Source organism: Acinetobacter sp. UBA6720 (genome assembly GCF_002454215.1).
Classification (GTDB): domain Bacteria; phylum Pseudomonadota; class Gammaproteobacteria; order Pseudomonadales; family Moraxellaceae; genus Acinetobacter.
Map to the genome: position 1 here is coordinate 1 of NZ_DKIK01000175.1, position 3,076 is coordinate 3,076.

Here is a 3,076-nt window from a genome sequence, read left to right on the forward strand (position 1 = left end):
AAAGTCAACATTCAGTCGGATTGTTGCTGGACTTGATTCTTATTCAGGTGGAGAGATTTTGATTGATGGACAACCGATCATAGGTCCTAGTCCTGAGCGCGGTATGGTGTTTCAAGGATATACACTGTTTCCATGGAAAACAGTCAAAGAAAACGTGATGTTCGGTCCAAAAATGAAGGGACAAAGTGATAGTACAGCCGAGGCTCAAGCACGGGAATGGATTAATATTATCGGCTTAGAAAAATATGAAAATCAGTATCCTCATCAACTCTCTGGTGGAATGAAACAGCGTGTTGCGATTGCTAGAGCATTGGTGAATGAACCTAAAATTTTATTGATGGATGAACCATTTGGCGCACTTGATCCACATACCCGTCAGAAGATGCAACGGCACTTGATGGATTTATGGCAAAATATTGATATCACCATTATTTTTGTCACTCATGATATGGATGAAGCGATCTTACTTGCTGACCGTATCGTCGCACTGAAAGCCAATCCTGGTGAAATAAAAGAAATTATCGAAGTAGATTTACCTCGCCCACGTCATCCAGATCAAATGCTTTGCCCTGAATTTAAAGCATTGCGTCAACGTGTGGATCAACTCGTTCATGCCGATGAAGATCAACTCGATCCAGCACTTGAGGATTTGCCGTTGATTCCTCGTATGACTAAGGTAAGCGAAGATTGAAACGCCGATACGTCAATAAAGTAAAAAATTTACAGCCCACTTATAAGAGTGGGTTTTTTATATTGAAGTATTCATTGATATATCTGATAGATAAAAAAACTCCCTCATGAAAGGGAGATTTTTAAGAGCTAATGATTAAATTTAAAAGTATTATTACTCAATATATTAAAACTATTTCACCTCTTCAATAAGCGTTGGGAATATCACGCCATCAACATCCACTTTAGTGGTGTAGACTCCATTTTTAAAATTAAATTCGTTGACGTGATAACTTGAGCCATAGATAGAGTCAAAGCTGTTGGACTTGGTAAATACCTTCTTATTTGCTTGCAGATCAAGTAAATGAGTTCCGTCAATAAATTGAGCATACTGAGCAGAATCTAAACCGACTCGTTTTGCCATGATTGCTACAGCATCGTCTCGTGTTGCTGGATCATTGATATATTTAACAGTTTTATCCCATACCTGAATGATTTTTTTCCAATCTTCCTTATTTGCAGCAAGGTGTGTCATATTGACGGTCAAAGTATCATAAATCAGTCCCGGCTTATCTTTGGATGAGTAGATGATTTTAGAACCAGCAACCGCTTTTAATGCTTGATTGGCTACAGGTTGCCAAACTGCAATTGCTGACACATCAGGACTTGCAAACACTTGAGGTAATTCATTGGTGACTGCATTCACTAATGTCACTTCAGAGTTTGCTACTTTGGCATCATCTAAAGCTGTATTGAGTAAATGATGATCAACCAATCCTTTCTCAACTGCAATTTTTTTACCTTTCAAATCAGCAATATTATTAATTCCACTTTTGGCAATAATGACATCATTTCCTGCGGAATAATCAGTTGCCAAAATCATGATGCCTTTGGTGCCTCCTGAAGCGATCACCAAGTTATCACCATTGGATACAGAAACAGCATCGAGCTGATTGGCAGAAAATGCATTGATTGATGCAGAATAATCGAACCATTTGAATTCGACATTTACCCCCGCTTCATTAAACCATCCCTTTTCAATAGCAACTTGCCATGCCACCCAACCTGGCCAATCACTATAGCCAATTGTAATTGGCTTACTATTAGTACTGCCTTCAGTTTTTGCCTTTGATTCTGGTAGTTTTGCTGTGTTGTCACAGCCCCCTAAAAAAATCGCTGTCAGCACAGATGCTGAAATCAGAGTTTTTTTGATCATCTTATGCTTGCTCCTATTATGCTTTGATATTTAGAACTTTTTGTCACTATGAATGTTTATGTGTTTTGTGCAATTGGCGGCATGACGGCATCCATCAATTCCAAATGCCCTTTAATTACCCCTTTTAATGCAATAAACTGCTGACTAATGGCTTTCAAATCACTACTGACACCTTGCATCAACATGACTTGTAGAACCTTGTCATCATCCAATTGAATATGTAATGAACTAATTACCTGAGCTAAGTGTTGTTGTTGAAGGTCAACAAGTTGTGTTCGAAGTGGTTTTAAACTCACGTCATACAACAATGTCAAAGTGCCAACCATAACCTCATCGTTTTTAGCTAGATCATCGATTAAGTGCCGATTGATCATGTCCAAGATTGCTTGTGAACGACTTTCGTAATGTTGATCTACAATTTTTTGATCAAGTGCATTCAATGTGGTTTCGGGCACAGTAATACTGATTCGAGCTAACTTTTGCTTGGCCACAGTCTCATACCTTTATTTTGCGTTCTTGGTGATTTTGTTTGATATACAAACCTGCCCTAGCACTAAATAATTCGACTAGAAATTTCTTAATAGGATGTCTTTCTACAGCGTTAGTTTTGACTTCACTCATATCGCAGCTCCTACAAGGGTATTACTAAAATTAGTTTTTGTATTACTTGTTTAGAATGCAGGATATGTGCCAATTTTTAGTGATTGAGATTTGTTGAATAAAGTTAAATTAAATAATAAAAAAAGCCCCACTACGCTGAGGTGGGGCTTGTTTAAAGTACTGTATGGCATCAGTTTATTCCGTTGTTATTACTCATGTTCTGGTTAATCTTTTTATACATGTTGGAATGAACCGATGTTTGTGATTTAGTGATCAAGTTGGTTGCTCTCCTCTATTTATGCTGTATATAAATAAAAGCAGAAAGCATGCCAAAATATTAGATAGTTTGCATTCGATCAAAACGTAAGATAAATAAGCTACATAAGTATTGAAAGCAAGTATGAAGCTGATTTCCCAATCTTAAAAATGCCTAAAAAATGTATCAACTCGCACCATTTAGTTACGCTGAATGCATCAAAGTGTGGCTATATTTTACTCAGGTTGGGTCAACTCTTATTTTGTGTGGAACAAGAGCATTTAAGAAAAAAAGCCGTCGAATATAAACACATTCAAAAATGTAATTCTTAAATT

3 protein-coding genes are annotated in these 3,076 nt (G+C 37.1%); 1 reads left to right on the top strand and 2 read right to left on the bottom strand.

The features are described from left to right. Positions 1 to 691: ABC transporter ATP-binding protein (locus B4F08_RS14640; RefSeq protein WP_291375014.1), on the top strand; the 691-nt coding region annotated here is incomplete at its 5' end. 171 nt (positions 692 to 862) lie between these two features. Here the strand turns inward: B4F08_RS14640 and B4F08_RS14645 are convergent. Together B4F08_RS14645 and B4F08_RS14650 are read right to left on the bottom strand one after the other, a co-directional pair. Beyond that, the gene (locus B4F08_RS14645; protein WP_291375016.1) at positions 863 to 1,885 is read right to left on the bottom strand and encodes an ABC transporter substrate-binding protein; all 1,023 of its coding nucleotides are present in this window, start codon (positions 1,883 to 1,885) and stop codon (positions 863 to 865) included. A gap of 56 nt (positions 1,886 to 1,941) precedes the next feature. Continuing rightward, positions 1,942 to 2,376, bottom strand: a complete 435-nt coding sequence (locus B4F08_RS14650) for a CopG family ribbon-helix-helix protein (protein WP_004954346.1) — start codon at positions 2,374 to 2,376, stop codon at positions 1,942 to 1,944. Positions 2,377 to 3,076 lie beyond the last annotated feature (700 nt).